Origin of the sequence: Rugamonas aquatica (assembly GCF_009380215.1) — a bacterium.
GTDB classification, from domain to species: Bacteria; Pseudomonadota; Gammaproteobacteria; order Burkholderiales; family Burkholderiaceae_D; genus Rugamonas; species Rugamonas aquatica_B.
The window spans coordinates 107455-123635 of the sequence record NZ_WHUG01000010.1 but is presented as its reverse complement, the minus strand read 5'-3'; the positions used below and the strand labels follow the sequence as shown (position 1 = coordinate 123635).

The 16181-nt window shown below is 63.4% G+C and carries 15 protein-coding genes; 13 read left to right on the top strand and 2 right to left on the bottom strand.

From position 1 onward, the window contains the following. The 13 genes from GEV02_RS22370 (at position 1) to GEV02_RS22310 (ending at position 15147) form a co-directional block, all read left to right on the top strand. Positions 1-1572 carry a glycoside hydrolase family 43 protein gene (locus GEV02_RS22370; RefSeq protein ID WP_152840168.1) on the top strand — a complete coding sequence of 524 codons (1572 nt, stop codon included), beginning with the start codon at positions 1-3 and terminating at the stop codon, positions 1570-1572. Position 1573: 1 nt separating this feature from the next. Then, entirely contained in the window at positions 1574-2584 is a 1011-nt protein-coding gene (locus GEV02_RS22365; RefSeq protein WP_152840167.1) for an arabinan endo-1,5-alpha-L-arabinosidase, read from the top strand. After that, the gene (locus GEV02_RS22360) at positions 2581-4947 is read left to right on the top strand and encodes a glycoside hydrolase family 127 protein (RefSeq protein ID WP_152840166.1); all 2367 of its coding nucleotides are present in this window, start codon (positions 2581-2583) and stop codon (positions 4945-4947) included. The genes GEV02_RS22365 and GEV02_RS22360 overlap by 4 nt, the downstream gene beginning before the upstream one ends. A gap of 107 nt (positions 4948-5054) precedes the next feature. Continuing rightward, positions 5055-6017: an ABC transporter substrate-binding protein gene (locus GEV02_RS22355; RefSeq protein WP_152840165.1), complete on the top strand. Its 963-nt coding sequence runs from the start codon at positions 5055-5057 to the stop codon at positions 6015-6017. A gap of 4 nt (positions 6018-6021) precedes the next feature. Further along, entirely contained in the window at positions 6022-7572 is a 1551-nt protein-coding gene (locus GEV02_RS22350; RefSeq protein ID WP_152840164.1) for a sugar ABC transporter ATP-binding protein, read from the top strand. Further along, a complete protein-coding gene (locus GEV02_RS22345) occupies positions 7565-8656 on the top strand; it encodes an ABC transporter permease (RefSeq protein WP_152840163.1) in 1092 nt (363 codons plus the stop codon). The genes GEV02_RS22350 and GEV02_RS22345 overlap by 8 nt, the downstream gene beginning before the upstream one ends. Continuing rightward, positions 8653-9642, top strand: coding sequence for a galactofuranose ABC transporter, permease protein YjfF (yjfF, locus tag GEV02_RS22340; protein ID WP_174999273.1), 990 nt, complete (start codon positions 8653-8655; stop codon positions 9640-9642). The genes GEV02_RS22345 and yjfF overlap by 4 nt, the downstream gene beginning before the upstream one ends. A gap of 19 nt (positions 9643-9661) precedes the next feature. Next, entirely contained in the window at positions 9662-10624 is a 963-nt protein-coding gene (locus tag GEV02_RS22335) for a glycoside hydrolase family 43 protein (protein ID WP_152840162.1), read from the top strand. Between the two features lie 56 nt (positions 10625-10680). Further along, positions 10681-11619: a LysR family transcriptional regulator gene (locus tag GEV02_RS22330; RefSeq protein WP_152840161.1), complete on the top strand. Its 939-nt coding sequence runs from the start codon at positions 10681-10683 to the stop codon at positions 11617-11619. A gap of 67 nt (positions 11620-11686) precedes the next feature. Continuing rightward, the gene (locus GEV02_RS22325; protein WP_328595895.1) at positions 11687-12640 is read left to right on the top strand and encodes a LysR family transcriptional regulator; all 954 of its coding nucleotides are present in this window, start codon (positions 11687-11689) and stop codon (positions 12638-12640) included. 102 nt (positions 12641-12742) lie between these two features. Continuing rightward, complete coding sequence (locus tag GEV02_RS22320; RefSeq protein ID WP_235922883.1) at positions 12743-13792, top strand: aromatic ring-hydroxylating oxygenase subunit alpha; 1050 nt, start codon at positions 12743-12745, stop codon at positions 13790-13792. 12 nt (positions 13793-13804) lie between these two features. Next, a complete protein-coding gene (locus GEV02_RS22315; RefSeq protein ID WP_152840159.1) occupies positions 13805-13975 on the top strand; it encodes a rubredoxin in 171 nt (56 codons plus the stop codon). A gap of 17 nt (positions 13976-13992) precedes the next feature. Next, complete coding sequence (locus tag GEV02_RS22310) at positions 13993-15147, top strand: FAD-dependent oxidoreductase (protein ID WP_152840158.1); 1155 nt, start codon at positions 13993-13995, stop codon at positions 15145-15147. On the opposite strand, the gene GEV02_RS22305 is transcribed toward GEV02_RS22310, so the two are convergent. Together GEV02_RS22305 and GEV02_RS22300 are read right to left on the bottom strand one after the other, a co-directional pair. Further along, on the bottom strand, positions 15144-15566 hold the full coding sequence (locus GEV02_RS22305) for a response regulator (protein WP_152840157.1): 423 nt from the start codon (positions 15564-15566) through the stop codon (positions 15144-15146). The two genes, GEV02_RS22310 and GEV02_RS22305, sit on opposite strands and share 4 nt — an antisense overlap. Further along, positions 15559-16062, bottom strand: a complete 504-nt coding sequence (locus GEV02_RS22300; protein ID WP_152840265.1) for a GAF domain-containing protein — start codon at positions 16060-16062, stop codon at positions 15559-15561. The genes GEV02_RS22305 and GEV02_RS22300 overlap by 8 nt, the downstream gene beginning before the upstream one ends. Between the last annotated feature and the right edge of the window lie 119 nt (positions 16063-16181).

Genomic DNA, 16181 nt, shown 5'->3' with positions numbered 1-16181 from the left:
ATGAGCGAACACGATATCTCGATCTCGCGCCGCAATGCCATCGCCGGCGGCGTTGCGCTGCTGCTGGCGGGTTGTGGTGGCGGCGGTAGCACGGCCGCTCCGGCGCCGACGCCAACACCGGCGCCGGCTCCTACGCCAACTCCAACTCCAACGCCAACGCCAACGCCAACGCCAACGCCAACGCCAACGCCAACCAGCATCACGTTCGGCGAGGCCTCCGTGCACGATCCCGCCATCATCAAGGTGGATGGCACGTACTACGTCTTCGGCTCGCACCTGGCCGCCGCCAAATCGACTGACCTGATGAACTGGACGAAGATCGCCGACGGCGTCAACGCCGCCAACCCACTGTTCAACAACGTCGTCACCGCGCTGGCGGACACATTCACCTGGGCGCAGGTGACGGACCTGTGGGCGCCGGACGTGGTCAAACTCGGCGACGGCAAGTTCTACTTCTACTACAACGCCTGCAAGGGTGACTCCCCACGCTCGGCACTTGGCGTGGCGGTGGCGGACAAGATCGAAGGCCCGTACGTCAACAAGCAGATCCTGCTCAAATCCGGCATGTGGGGCCAGGTGGGCGAGGACGGCGTCAACGTCTACGATGCACTGACAATGCCGAACGTGGTGGACCCGACCACCTTCTTCGACAAGGACGGCAAGCTGTGGATGGTCTACGGCTCCTACTCGGGCGGCATCTTCATCCTGGCGATGGACCCGGCCACCGGCTTGCAGAAGCCGGGCCAAGGCTACGGCAAGCACCTGATGGGCGGGAACCACAGCCGCATCGAAGGTGCGTACGTGATGTACAGCCCTCAGTCGAAGTACTACTACCTGTTCACCTCCTTTGGCGGACTGGATGCCAACGGCGCCTACAATATGCGCGTGGCGCGCTCGCTGAACCCGGACGGCCCCTACGTGGACGCCAAGGGCAACGACATGGCGAACGTCAAGGCCAATCCTGCGCTGCCGCTGTTCGACGACGCCAGCATCGCGCCATTTGGACAGAAGATCATGGGGAACCACCAGTTCGCGCTGGCCGACGGCGAAAGCGGCACGCCGCTGGGCTATGTGTCGCCCGGCCACAACTCGGCCTACTACGAGGCCGCGACCGGCCAGTACTTCCTGGTGTTCCATACGCGCTTCCCAGGCACCGGCGAGCTGCACCAGATCCGCGTGCACGAGATGTTCATCAACGAGGATGGCTGGATCGTGGTGTCGCCGTTCCGTTACGCGCCGCTCAGCAAGAGCGCGACGGTGCTGTCGGCCGACGTGACAGCGGCCGATGCCGCCGGCGCCTACAAGACGATCAACCACGGCAAGGACATCACGGCCGCGATCAAGGCGTCGCAGAATATCAGGCTGGCCGCCGATGGTACGGTTTCCGGTGCTGCCGCCGGCACTTGGACGCATAATGGAGCCAACAAGATCACGATATCGCTGGGCGCAGCAGGAACCTTCAACGGCGTGCTGTCGCGCCAATGGAATACCAACGCCAGCGCTTTCGTGGTGACGTGGACGGCACAGTCGGTGGACGGCGTGTCGATCTGGGGCGCGCGTACAGGGAGTTGAAATGAAGTTTGCGATATTTGCATTGGGCCTGCTGGTGCTGTCGGCTTGCTCCGCCAAGGAGGTGAGCGTCCATGATCCGGTGATGGCGAAGGAGGGCGATACCTGGTACGTGTTCAGCACGGGGCCGGGCATCACTTTCTACAGCTCGAAGAATATGAAGGACTGGATGCCGGAAGGCCCAGTCTTCAAGGAGCAGCCGGTGTGGGCCAAGCGCGCCGCGCCGACTTTCGACGGCCATATCTGGGCGCCTGATGTGCACTTCCATAACGGTAAATACTATTTGTACTATTCCGTGTCCGGTTTCGGCAAGAACACGTCGGGCATAGGCGTCACCATCAACAAGACGCTCAACCCACGCTCGCCGGACTACCGCTGGGAAGACAAGGGCATGGTGCTGCAATCGGTGCCGCTGCGCGACGACTGGAACGCCATCGACCCGAACATCGTCGAAGACGGCAAGGGCGGTGCATGGATGGCGTTCGGCTCTTTCTGGAGCGGGCTGAAACTGGTCAGACTGAACGCGGATTGGACCGGCCTGGCGGAGCCGCAGGAATGGCACGCTATCGCCAGCCGTTCACGTGGGCCGTCGGTGGCGGACAAGTCGGCCGGGCCGGATGAAATCGAAGCGCCGTTCATCTTCAGGAAGGGCGAGTACTACTACTTGTTCGCATCGTTCGGGCTGTGCTGCCGCAAGGGCGACAGCACTTACCATGTCGTGGTCGGACGGTCGAAGGATGTCACCGGGCCTTATGTCGACAAAAACGGCGTGGACATGATGAAAGGCGGCGGCTCCACCGTCATCGCCGGTGACAAGGACTGGAAGGGCCTGGGCCACAACAGCGCCTACACCATCGATGGCAAGGACTACATGGTGCTGCACGCCTACGAGACGGCGGACAACTACCTGCAAAAGCTGAAGATCATGGAAATGAAGTGGGATGCCAGCGGCTGGCCGTTGGTGGACCAGGCTGACCTGAACCGGTACCGCAGCACGCAGCTGCCGACGCCATGATGTTGGCGGTCGCGTTGCGCAGGGGCGCTGCGTTCATCCTCGCGGCGATGCTGGGCGCATCTGCCGCTGCCGCACCGCTACAGCTGTTCCCCCTGGCCGACGTTCGTCTTGGCGACAGCCCGTTTCTGGAAGCTCAGCGGACGGACCTCCACTATCTGCTGGAGATGGAGCCCGACCGCCTGCTGGCCCCATTCCTGCGCGAAGCTGGTCTGCCACCAAAGCAGCCCAGCTACGGCAACTGGGAGTCCACGGGCCTGGACGGCCACCTCGGCGGCCACTACCTGTCCGCGTTGGCGCTGATGTACGCGTCCACCGGCGACGAGGAAGTGCTGCGGCGGTTGAACTACTTCGTCGCGGAACTCAAACGCTGCCAGGAGCGCAACGGCAACGGCTACATCGGCGGCATCCCGGACGGCAGCGCCGCGTGGCAGGCCATCGCCAGGGGCGAGCTCCATGCCGATAACTTCTCCGTCAACGGCAAATGGGTCCCGTGGTACAACCTGCACAAGGTGTACGCCGGCCTGCGCGACGCCTACACCTATGCGGGCAACGCGGATGCACGCGCCATGCTGATAGCGATGTCCGACTGGGCGCTGGAGCTTACGTCGCACCTGAGCGAAGAGCAGATGCAGACCATGCTGCGCAGCGAACATGGCGGCATGAACGAGGTGCTGGCCGATGTCGCGCAGATGACGGGGCAGAAAAAATACACGGACCTGGCGATCCGCTTCTCGCACCAGGCCATCCTGCAGCCGCTGGAAAAGGGCAAGGACCAGCTCACCGGCCTGCACGCCAATACCCAGATCCCCAAGGTGATCGGCTTCAAACGCATCGGCGACATGACCGGCCGGCGCGAGTGGCAGCAGGCCGCGCAGTTCTTCTGGCAGACCGTGCGCCATCACCGCACCGTCGCCATCGGCGGCAACAGCGTCAAGGAGCACTTCCACGACGGCAGGGATTTCTCGTCCATGGTCGATGAGGTGGAAGGCCCGGAGACCTGCAACACCTACAATATGCTCAAGCTCACCGAGCTGCTGTTCCTCGGCGACGCAAAGGGCAGCTACAGCGATTACTACGAGCGCGCGCTGTACAACCACATCCTGTCCTCGCAGCGTCCGGACAGCGGCGGCTTTGTCTACTTCACGCCGATGCGGCCCAATCACTACCGCGTCTACTCGCAGGTGGACAAGGCCATGTGGTGCTGTGTGGGATCGGGGATCGAAAGCCATGCCAAGTACGGCGAATTCATTTACGTGCATCGCGGCGACCAGTTGTATGTGAACCTGTTCATCCCGTCGACGCTGAACTGGCGCACACAAGGCGTGACGATCACGCAGGCCAACCGCTTCCCGGACGAGGACCGCAGCACCATCACGGTCCAGGGCAGCAAAGCCTTTACGATGAAGATCCGCTATCCGGAGTGGGTGGCGCGGGGCGCCTTGCGTATCACCGTCAACGGCAAGCCTGTGTCAGCCGACGCGGGCGCGGACCGCTACGTCAGCCTGCGCCGGCTATGGCGCGACGGCGACAAGGTCGATATCCTCCTGCCGATGAAGACCCATCTGGAGCAGATGCCGGACAAGTCCAACTACTACGCGGTGCTGCACGGCCCCATCGTGCTGGCGGCAAAGACCAATCCCTTCGCCGGTGAAAAGCTGAACTTCTTCGCCGACGATTCGCGCATGGGCCACGTGGCGCAAGGGCAGGTCTGCCCGCTGGAGTCCGCGCCGGTGCTGGTCAGCGACACCAAGGCCTTCATGGACCGCTTCAAGCCGGTGCCGGGCAGGCCGCTGACGTTCACGGCGCCCGGTCTGGTGCAGGGCAAGAGCGTCGGCAGCGTCACGTTCATTCCGTTCTTCCGGCTGCACGATTCGCGCTATGTGGTGTATTGGCCGTATTCGACGCCTGCCAACCTGGCCTTCATGCAGACCAAGGCCGCGAAGGACGAGGCGGCGCGGCTGGCATTGAATGCGCAGACCATCGACCAGGTGGCGCCGGGCGAGCAGCAGCCGGAGTCCGACCACTTCTTCAAAGGCGAGGGCACAGAGGCCGGCGTCGACGGGCCTTTGCATTGGCGGCAGGCGAGCGGCTGGTTCAGCTACGAGTTTAAGGATCTGAAGAGCGAAGCACGCACGCTGCAATTGACCTATTCGACGCTGGGTGTCGGACGGCGCTTCGATATATTCGTCAATGATCGGCTGTTGGCCGAAGTGACCCTGGGATCAGGGATACTGAAGGAGATCGACGTCAAGGATTACGCGATTCCATCGTCCATGGCGAGCGGCGGCAAGCTGGTGGTCAAGTTTGTCGCGCGCGAGGGCTCCATGGTCGGGCGCCTGTACGGTTTGCGCTTACTGCGCTGATGTCAAAACGAGTATCAAACTTCCAGAAAATGTCATTGGATAGATATTCGTGTTTCTCATAGTATGTGATCCAGAAAATACATAAAAATCCATCTGGAGACTGTGCTATGACATGCAATCGCAGAACCGTACTGGCCGCCGCATTCCTGGGCGCCTTCGTCTTCAACACTCCGGTCTTCGCGGCCAAGCCGCTGGTGATCGGGTTCTCGCAGGTCGGCGCCGAAAGCGAGTGGCGCACCGCGAACACCGTCTCGATCAAGGACGCCGCCAAGAAGGACGGCATCACCCTCAAGTTCGCGGACGCCCAGCAAAAGCAGGAGAACCAGGTCAAGGCGATCCGCTCCTTCATCGCCCAGCGCGTGGACGTGATCGCGTTTTCGCCGGTGGTGGAATCGGGCTGGGACACTGTGCTGCGCGAAGCCAAGGCCGCGAAGATCCCCGTCATCCTGACCGACCGCGCCGTCAACGTCAGCGATCCTTCGCTGTTCGCGACCTTCATCGGCTCGGACTTCGTGGAAGAAGGCCGTCGCGCCGGCCGCTGGCTGCTGGAGCGCGCAAAGAAGACGCCCGATACAGTTATAAATATCGTTGAGCTGCAAGGCACGGTCGGTTCGGCGCCTGCGCTGGATCGGAAGAAGGGCTTCGAGGAAGTCATCGCCGGCAATCCTAAGCTGAAGGTGATCCGCTCGCAGACCGGCGACTTCACCCGCGCCAAGGGCAAGGAGGTGATGGAAGCCTTCCTCAAGGCCGAGGGCAAGAAGATCAACGTGCTGTACGCGCATAATGATGACATGGCGATTGGCGCGATCCAGGCGATCGAGGAAGCCGGTATGAAGCCGGGCAAGGACATCGTTGTGATTTCCATCGATGGCGTGAAGGGCGCTTTCGAGGCGATGATCGCAGGGAAGCTGAATGTGACGGTGGAGTGCAGCCCGCTGCTGGGCCCTCAGCTGATGCAGCTGGCGCGTGATGTGGTGGCGAACAAGCCTGTGCCCAAGCGCGTTGTGACCCAAGAGGGCGTGTTCCCGGCCGAAGTCGCGGCCAAGGAATTCCCGAACCGTAAATACTGATCCGATGGCTATCTTATCTTCCGCGCCGGCGCCTGTGCCGGTACTGGAGCTGCGCGGCATCAGCAAGGCTTTCCCCGGCGTGCAGGCTTTGAGCGGTGTGGCGCTGAATCTATATCCGGGCGAGGTGCATACGCTGATGGGGCAGAACGGCGCCGGCAAGTCGACGCTGATCAAGGTGCTGACCGGTGTGTACACGCCGGACCAGGGCCAGATTCTGCTGGAAGGACGGGCGATACAGCCTTCGTCCACGCTGGATGCACAGAACCTGGGCATCAGCACCGTTTATCAGGAAGTGAATCTTTGTCCGAACCTGTCGGTGGCGGAGAATATCTTCATCGGCCGTTATCCGCGCAAGCGCGGCGGCATCGACTGGGCCGGCATGCAGCGGCAGGCGACGGAACTGCTGGAGCGGATGCAGATACGGATCGATGTATCGCTGCCTCTGGCGCGCTATCCGTTGGCGATCCAGCAGATGGTGGCCATCTCGCGGGCGTTGCTGGTGTCGGCCAAGGTGCTGATACTCGATGAGCCGACTTCCAGCCTCGATGAGAAGGAGGTAGAACTGCTCTTCAATGTCCTGCGCGGGCTGCGCGAGCAGGGCATGGCGATACTGTTTGTGACGCACTTCCTGGACCAGACTTACGCAATTTCAGATCGCATCACGGTCATGCGCAACGGTGAGCGGGAGGGCGAGTACGCGTGCAGCGAGCTGTCGCGGCTTGAATTGGTCAACAAGATGGTGGGGGCGCAGGCTGCTGTCGCCCCGGCGCTGGCGGCGGCTCCGGCCCAAGCCCCGGCGCCATCCGCGTCGTCGAAACTCACGACCTTCCTGCGCGCGGTGGGCCTGGGCCGCAAGGGGGCGCTGTCGCCGATGGATATCGAATTGCGGCAGGGCGAGCTGCTAGGCCTGGCCGGCTTGCTGGGCTCCGGCCGCACCGAGGCCGCACGCCTGCTGTTCGGCGCGGACAAGGCGGACAGCGGCAGCATCGCCATCGACGGCAAGGAGTGCAATTTCGCTTCGCCTCGCGACGCCATCGCTGCCGGCATCGGCTTCTGCTCCGAAGACCGCAAGCATGAGGGCGCGGTGCTGGAGCTGTCGGTGCGCGAGAACCTGATCCTTGCGCTGCAAGCCCGCACCGGCATCCTGCGCGCGATTCCGCTTAGACGCCAGCAGCAGCTTGCTGAGGAATACGTCAAGGCGCTGGGCATCAAGACGGCCAGCATCGAGACGCCTATCGGTACTCTCTCCGGCGGCAATCAGCAGAAGGTGCTGCTGGCGCGCTGGATGGCCACCGAGCCGAAAATGCTGATCCTGGACGAACCGACACGCGGCATCGACGTGCGCGCCAAGCAGGAGATCATGGATTATGTGACGGCCCTGTGCCGCAAGGGCATGGCGATCCTGTTCATCTCGTCCGAGCTGCCGGAAGTGCTGCGGGTCAGCGATCGCATCGTCGTCATGCGCGACCGCAAAGCCGGGGGGCAGTATCCCCGTGGCGCGCTGGACGAAAACTCGGTGCTGCAAGTGATCGCCTCCGGAGACGTTCATGAATAGCCCACTCAAGGAAAACGCCATGCCGCGCACCGCTGCTGCCACGCGTGGCGCCGGCCCCACCTCACCATCGACTGCATCCATGTTTGTGCGCCATCCCTTATTCCGCCCGCTGGCGGCGCTGGTCCTGCTATTGCTGGTTGACCTGCTGCTGGTCCCCGGCTTCTTCCACCTTGAGATCAAGGACGGCCACCTGTACGGCAGTCTGATCGACATCGCCAATCGCGCCGCGCCGCTGGTGCTGGCCGCCCTCGGCATGACGCTGGTGATCGCCACGCGCGGCATCGACATCTCGGTTGGTGCGGTGGTGGCCATCAGCGGCACCGTCGCCGCGATGCTCATCGGTGGCGCCTCCGCTGCCAACACGCCGATGGCCCTGGCCTTGTGCGCAGCGATGGGCGCGGCGCTGCTGTGCGGCGCCTGGAACGGCCTGCTGGCCGCCGGCCTCGGGCTGCAACCCATCGTCGCCACGCTGATCCTGATGGTGGCGGGGCGCGGCCTGGCCCAACTGTTCACCGACGGCCAGATCCTCACCGTCTACTACACGCCGTTCTTCTTCCTGGGCAGCGGCTACCTTTTCGGCCTGCCGTTCTCGCTCTACATCGTCGGCGCCGTGTTCCTGGCTACCGCGCTGTTGATGCGCAAGACGGCGCTGGGCCTGTTCATCCAGGCGGTAGGCATCAACCCCGTGGCCGCGCGGCTGGCGGGCTTGAAGACAGCGGTGCTGATCTTCTTCGTCTACGTATTCTGCAGCGCCTGCGCCGGCCTGGCGGGGCTGATGGTCAGCGCGAACATCAAGAGCGCGGACGCCAACAACGCCGGCCTGCTGCTGGAGCTGGACGCCATTCTCGCCGTCACGCTCGGCGGCACCTCGCTGGCCGGCGGAAAATTCAGTCTGGCGGGCAGCGTTATCGGCGCGTTGATTATCCAGACGCTGACCTACACCATCTACTCCCTCGGCTTGCCGCCGGAAGTCAACATGGTCGTCAAGTCCGTGGTGGTCTTCCTGGTCTGCCTGTCGCAGTCGGCGGAATTCAAGAACATGTGGCGTGCCCTGCGCGCCAAAACACAAGGTGGCGCGGCATGAGCAGCATGATACTTCGCGGGCGGGCCTGGATGGCGTCGCCGTATTTCACGTCGCTGGTGACGGTGGTGCTGCTGGCCGTGCTGCTGGCGGCTGGCGGCGTTGCCTATCCCGGCTTCCTGTCATTGCAGGTGCTGTTCAATCTCCTGATCGACAACGCCTTCCTGCTGGTGATCGCAGTCGGCATGAGCTTCGTCATCCTGTCCGGCGGCATCGACCTGTCGGTGGGCTCGGTGCTGGCGCTGACCACGATGATCTCCGCCTGGCTGCTGCAAAGCTGGCACCTGCCGCCGCTGCTGGTGATCGCCATCGCGCTGGCGCTGGGCGCGGGCTTCGGCGCGGCCATGGGCGCGATGATCCATTACTTCAAGCTGCAACCGTTCATCGTCACGCTGGCCGGCATGTTCCTGGCGCGCGGCCTGTGCTACCTGATCAGCATTAACTCGATCACCATCGACGATCCGCTGTACGTCGCCATGTCGCAGACGCAGTTGCCGGTGCTGGGCGGCTTTATCTCGCCTGGCGCGCTGATCGCCTTGCTGACGCTGGCCGCCGCCGTCTACGTCGCGCACTGTACGCCGTTCGGCCGCGCCATCTACGCGGTCGGCGGCAGCGAACAGTCGGCGTTGATGATGGGGCTGAGGGTAGGGCGCACCAAAGTGCTGATCTATGCCTTCAGCGGCTTCTGCGCGGCGCTGGCCGGTGTGCTGTTCTCGTTCTACATGTTGTCCGGCTACGGCCTGCATGCGCAAGGGACGGAGCTGGACGCGATAGCTGCGGTGGTCATAGGCGGTACGCTGCTCAGCGGCGGCTACGGTTACGTGGCAGGTTCGCTGTCCGGCGTGCTGGTGCTGGGCACCATACAGACATTGATCGCCTTCGACGGCACCCTCAGTTCATGGTGGACCAGGATCGTGATCGGCGGCCTGTTGTTCGTCTTCTGCGTGGTGCAGCGGCTCATGGCGTTGGGCGCTGGGCGCAAAACATAAAAAATAACTGGAGAGACCTTTGAAAAACAAACTGACTACATTCGCCGCCGTCGCGCTGGCAGGCCTGGCGATGGGCGCCGCGCAGGCGGCCAACCCGCTGTTCACCAAGCTGTTCACCGCCGATCCGTCGGCCTATGTGGAAAACGGCACCGTCTATCTTTACGTCGGCCACGACGAAGCTACGCCGAAAAGCCCGGACTATGTGCTCAACGAATGGCGCGTCTACACCAGCTGCGATATGAAGAACTGGACCGACCGCGGTTCGCCAGTGCAGGCCTCCACCTTCAAGTGGGCGCGCGGCCACGCCTGGGCCGCCGACATCACCAAGCGCGATGGCAAGTACTACTTCTATTCGACCGTCGATCACGCGACGATTCCCGGTCACGCCATCGGCGTCGCCGTCTCCGACAGCCCGACCGGCCCCTTCGTCGATGCGCGCGGCTCGGCGCTGGTGACGAACGACATGACACTGCAATCGCCGATCGCCTGGGACGACATCGACCCCGCCGTGTTCCAGGATGATGACGGCCAGGCCTATCTCTACTGGGGCAACACGGTGCTGAAGTACGCCAAGCTGAAACCGAACATGATCGAATTCGATGGCCCGATCCAGACCGTCGGCATGGACATGTTCACCGAGGCCTCCTACCTGCACAAGCATAACGGTACATACTATTTATCCTATTCCCGCAACTTCCCGGAAGAGACGGCGTACATGACCGGCCCAAGCGCGACCGGCCCATGGCACTATCGCGGCGTGATCATGTCGAAGAACGCCAAGGTCAAGACCATCCACCAGGCCATCATCGATTTCAACGGCAAGTCCTACATCTTCTACCACAATGCCAAACTGCCGGGCGGCAGCGAGTACCGCCGTTCGGTCGCGGTGGAGGAGTTCCAGTACAACGCCGACGGCACCATCCCGTTCATCAAACAAACCAGGGAAGGCCCCGCCGCCAATCCTTCCGCTGCATGCAAGTGATATCGCAACAGTCGGTATGCCATCAATATCAATACCGATTGTGATATCATTTTTCCATGGAAACTAACCCGAACTGGTTCTTGCGCGCGCGTCTGAAGACGCGCCAGCTGCTGCTGCTGATCGCGCTCGACGAACAACGCAATATCCACCGTGCCTCGGAAGAGCTGCACATGACGCAGCCGGCCGCCTCCAAGCAGCTGAAAGACCTGGAGGAGATGCTGGGCGTGCAGCTGTTCGACCGTCTGCCGCGCGGCATGGAGCCGACCATCTACGGCGAGACCATGATACGCCACGCCCGCATGGCGCTGACCAGCCTCTCGCTGGCGCACGAGGACATCGTCGCCATCAAGGCCGGCCTGTCCGGGCAGGTGGACATCGGCACCATCATGACGCCGGGGATCGCGCTGCTGCCGCAGGCGATCACGCGCACCAAGGTGCAGGCGCCAAAGCTGCGCATCGGCGTGGAGATGGAGCAGTCCAACATCCTGCTGGAGCAGTTGCAGCGCGGCCGTCTGGACTTCATGATCGGCCGCATCCCCGAGCGACAGAGCGCGGAGGGCTTGAGCTACGAGGAGCTGGGCGACGAGCCGGCGTGCGCGGTGGTGCGACCCGGCCATCCGCTGCTAAAGGCGCGCAACCTGTCGCTGCGCGATATCGCCAGCCAGGCGTGGATACTGCCGCCGCAAGGCAGCATCCTGCGCGCCCGCTGCGAGTTGATGTTCCGCCGCGCCGGCCTCGAAGTGCCGTCCAACGTGGTGGACACCACCGCCATGCTGCTGATTAAACCGCTGCTGCAGCAGACGGACGCGCTCAACGTGATGCCGGTCGCCGTCGCCAAGTATTACGAGTCGCAGAATGTGCTCAACATCCTGCCGATAGAACTGCCGTGCCGCATGGACGGCTACGGCATCATCACGGTGGATGGCCACATCATGTCGCCCGGCGCCAGCCTGCTGCTGAAGATCGTGCGCGAAGTGGCGAAGGAGATGTACTAGTACGGGTGCAATAGATAGTATCCAAAAAATCGGATAGCGATGGCATGCGGGACTCTGCTAGCCTCGCATCACCATGTCCAAAGAAATCATCGATTCCCATCTGATTCGGGTTCTTCATACCTTGCTGGAACAGGGCAGCGTGTCGCGCGCGGCCAATGTGCTGGGGCAGACGCAGCCCGCCATCAGCGTGGCGCTGCGGCGTTTGCGTGAACTCACCGGCGATCCGCTGATGGTGCGCAGCGGCAGCCACATGGTGCCGACCGCTCGCGGCCTGGCGCTGATGGCGCCGGTGGCGCGGGTCTTGAGCGGCATCGACGAAATCCTGCATCCTGCGCAAAGCTTCGACCCCGGCGTGGCCATCCAGACCTTTCGCATTGCATCGCCCGACTATCTGGACGTGTTCTTCGTACCGGCCATCGTCGAGCGCTTCCAGGCCGCCGCGCCGAATGCGAAGCTGGAGTTCACCCATTTGCTGGCTGACGGCGGCTACGAACGCGGACTGGAAAGCGGCTTTGTGGATCTGGCGATCGGCAATTGGCAAACGCCTCCCGATCATTTGCATCTGCAGCCCTTGTGCGACGACAGGCTGGTGTGCCTGATGCGGGAAGGTCATCCCGTGCGGCCGGGCAGGCTCGATCAGGAGGCCTATGCGCACGCCGGACATCTGGCCGTCACCACCCACAGCGGCAGCGGGCCGGGCACCATCGATATCGCGCTGCAGAAGGCTGGCCCGCGACGCAACATCGTCATCACCTTGCCGTATTTCGGTATCGCGCCCTATGTGCTGGTCAAATCCGACCTGATTTTCACCACCACGATGTCCTTCGCCCGCCACTATGCGGAGCTGCTGCCGCTGCGCGTGGAGTCCCTGCCGATCGCCGCACCGCCGCTGCGCTACTACCAGCTCTGGCACGAGCGGACCCACCGCGCGCTGGAGTCGAAATGGCTGCGCGCATTGGTGACGCAGGCGGTGGGGGAGCTGACCGGCGCGGCGAGGCAGTCTATGCCGGATGCCGCATAGACTAGATGCGCGCGGCGCCATGGGCGTCTGTGGCGATTTTCTATATTGTTTTTTGTACGCGGCTCCCGAAGGCCGCATGCCAACAACAATGAGGAGATCATCTTGAGTACCGCCACAACCAGTCCGCTCACATTCCAGGCGTCGCCATGCCTGCCGCGCCACTGCACTTTCGATGCGCATGATTGGCAGGTGCTGAGCCAATATTGGCACCCGGTCGCCTTCGGCGGCGACGTCGCCATCGACCGGCCTTTCGCCGCCGTGCTGCTCGATGAAGAGCTGGTGCTGTTCCGATCCGCTGACGGCGTGGTGGCGGCGCGCGACGTCTGTCCCCATCGCGGCGCGCCACTGAGCCTGGGCTGGGTCGAGAACGGCAATCTGGTCTGCCCCTACCATGGCCTGCAGTACGGCGCCGACGGCCGTTGCAAGCACATCCCCTCGCAGGGAGACGGCCATATTCCGGACCGCCTGCGCCTGCTCACCTATCCGACCCGGGAGGCGTATGGCCTGATCTGGGTGTCGCTGGGCGGCGGACATGAGGCGCTGCCCGATTTCCCGGCCTGGAACGAGGCGGGCTACCAGCAGATCCTGCCGCCGTCGATCGACATCAACGCGTCGGCCGGCCGCCAGACCGAAGGCTTTATCGACGTCGCCCATTTCGCGTGGATACACCACGGCAGCTTCGCCGACCGCGCCAATCCGGTGGTGCCGCAATATACGGTGACGCGCAAGCAGCGCGGCTTCATCGCCGAATACTCCAGCACCGTCAGCAACTTCCCCAAGGCGCTGCAGCACCGCGCGCCGGAGGGCTTTATCTGGCGCCGGCGGTTCGAGGTCGATGCGCCATTCTTCGCCCGTTTGCGCGTGCAGTTTCCGGAGGGCGGGCAGCTGCACATACTGAACGCGGCCAGTCCCGTTTCCGCGCGCAAGACGCGCCTGTTCGTGCCCATCGTGCGCAACTTCGACCAGCATATGCCGCTGCAGGATGTCTACGATTTCAATCTGCAGGTGTTCGAGGAAGACCGCGCCATCGTCGAACGGCAGCGGCCCGAAGACCTGCCGATCGACCGCGCAGCCGAAGCGCCCATCCTGGCCGACCGCTCATCGGGCGCCTACCGCGTGGCCATGGCCGAAATCGGCCTGCGCCAGAATTGAGGGGAGACCGATATGCGCGTTTTTGAATGCATCATCTGCGGTTTTCGCTACGACGAGGCAGCCGGTTTGCCGGAGGCGGGCATCGCGCCGGCCACCCGTTGGGACGACGTGCCCGACGACTGGATCTGCCCCGACTGCGGCACCGGCAAGCACGATTTTGAGATGCAGCTCGTCACCACCTAAGCCTACGAAAGAACACCATGGATCCAATTATCATTCTCGGCACAGGACTGGCCGGCTACACCGTGGCGCGGGAATTCAGAAAATATGACAGCACCACGCCGCTACTGTTCATCACGCAGGACGACGGCAGCGCCTATTCGAAGCCCATGCTGTCGAACGCGCTGGCGATGAAAAAATCCGCCGGCGTATTGGCCAATTTCGACGCCCTGTCGATGGAAAAGCAGCTCGACGCCACGATCTTGACCAATCGCGCGATCGCGTCGATTCATCCCTTGCAGAACGAAGTCGCGATTTCGGTGTGCGGCGAACGGCGGCGTTACAGCCAGCTGGTGCTGGCGCTGGGCGCTGAGCCGCGCCGGACGGCATTGGCCGGCACCGGCGCGGCCGGCATCATGTCGGTCAACGACCTGCGCGACTATGCGCGGTTTCGCGATGCGCTGGAAGGCAGCCGCAAGGTGGTGATACTCGGCGCGGGCCTGATCGGCTGCGAATTCGCCAACGACCTGGCGCTGGCGGGGTACGAGGTGTCGGTCATCGATCCGGCCGGCACGCCGTTGTCAAGGCTGGTGCCGGCGGAAGTCGGCGCTGTCTTTGCCGACGGCTTGCGCAGGCACGGCGTGCGCTTCCATCTGGGACGCACGGCGGTGTCGGTGGAACTGCGGACCGAAGGATATCAGGTGATGCTGGAGGACGGCGGCTTGATCGAAGCGGACCTGGTGTTGTCGGCCATCGGCCTGATGCCCCGCACGGAGTTGGCGGTGGCGGCGGATATCGCGACTGACCTCGGCATCCGCACCGATGCGCTGTGCCGCACCAGCGCTGCAAACGTGTATGCGCTGGGCGACTGCGCGTCGATCGAGGGCCGTGTGCAGCCCTATGTGCTGCCGATCATGCACGCGGCGCGGGCGTTGGCGCGCACGCTCAGTGGCACGCCGACACCGGTGGAGTTTCCCGTCATGCCGATCAGCGTCAAGACGCCGGCCATCCCCACCGTGGTGGCGGTGCCGCAGGACAGCCGTCAGGGGCAGTGGACGCTGGAGGCCGCGCAGCCTCTGGCCGTGCGCGCAATCTGCCGCGACCGCGATAGCGGCCGCACGACAGGGTTTTCACTGATGGGGAGCGAGGCGATCAAAGGCAAGGCGGCGCTGGTGCACGAAATGCAGAGTGACTAGGGCTTGGGCGCATGCACCTGCTCGAAGCTGGCGAAGGCGTCCAGCAGCACCTTGGCGCGGAAGGGTTTGAGGATCACGCGGTTGACGTTGCGGTCGCGCAGATCCTTCAGCAGTTCCGCGGTGGCGTGTTCCGCCATCACCGCGATCGGGATGGTGCTATCGCTGGCGTACATGCCGTGGCGGACGCGGTCGAGCAGCGTCAGGTTGTATTCGCAGCCGGGCAGGGTGCCGCAGTCGATGGAGATCACCGCGCCCTGGAAACTGCGCTCGCGCAGCAGCCGTTCGGCCGCGTCCTGGCTTGCCGCTTCATGGATGGTGCCCATGCCCAGCGAACGCGCGGTCAGCGAGACCGTACGGCGCAACAGCGTCTGCTCTTCCACCAGCAGCATGTTCAGGCTTTTGATCGCTTTGTCAGGCATGCGTGGCCTCCGCAGATCCGTTGAGTTCTTCCAGCAGCAGGTCGCGCAGCGTGGTCAGGATCGCCAGTTCGGTGGCGTCCAGCGTGCGCGGTTTGTGGTCGATGATGCACAGCGTGCCGATGGTGAAACCGGACGGCATGCGCAGCGGCGCGCCGGCGTAGAAAATCACGTAAGGCTCGCCGGTGACGATGGGGTTGTCGGCAAAGCGCGCGTCGGCGCGGGCGTCGGGGATGACGAAGATATCGGATTGCAGGATCGCGTGGCCGCAGAAGGAGATATCGCGCGCGGTTTCGCAAACGTCCAGGCCCACGTTGGCCTTGAACCATTGGCGGTTTTCGTCGATCAGCGACAGCAGCGCGATCGGCATGTCGAATTCCTCGGCGGCGAACTGCACCACCTTGTCGAAGCGCTGCTCCGGCGGCGTGTCCAGTATCAGCAGCTCGCGCAGCGCCGCCAGGCGCTCGGCGTCGTTCTCGGGGATCGGGGCAGCTAGCATAGGCATCACGCTCGCGAAATCGGGGTGTGATGACTTTAGCACTGTTGCGGCGGCGGTGGAGAAATTTATTGTTGACTCAGTCAACGATGTGTCGCAAAATCGGCGTGTCATTTTTGTCG